General features: G+C 38.6%; 1 protein-coding gene. It reads right to left on the bottom strand.

The window, feature by feature from the left end; genetic code table 11:
• Positions 1–324: transposase (locus ACTQWB_RS18800; RefSeq protein ID WP_441514622.1), on the bottom strand; the 324-nt coding region annotated here is incomplete at both ends.

Here is a 324-nt window from a genome sequence, read left to right as displayed (position 1 = left end):
GACGGTATCAATGCGTTGTTTTCGCATATTTGCTGATAACGCCAATCGTCTAAACCAATTAAATATGTTATAAGCAAGCGCGTGTACCTGAAGTCTGTTTGCATTTACGATTCTGGTATGACTGCTTACGGAAGCAAAATCAAAACCGGATTTGCTTTCTTTGATAAAGTTTTCCATCAGACCTCGCTTGCAGTAAAATTTGATAAGATACTCTGGTGCGGAATCCATGTTTGTGACAACAAATGTATACATGTAAACAATCTGGTTTTCCGGCTTTTCAACTTTGCATACCACACGTCTTTCATAAGGCCATGACTTTGCTTT

Origin of the sequence: Blautia sp. HCP3S3_H10_2 (genome assembly GCF_052122375.1) — a bacterium.
GTDB lineage: Bacteria > Bacillota > Clostridia > Lachnospirales > Lachnospiraceae > Blautia_A.
The sequence above is the reverse complement of the archived record's forward strand: the minus strand, read 5'-3'. Positions and strand labels throughout refer to the sequence as shown.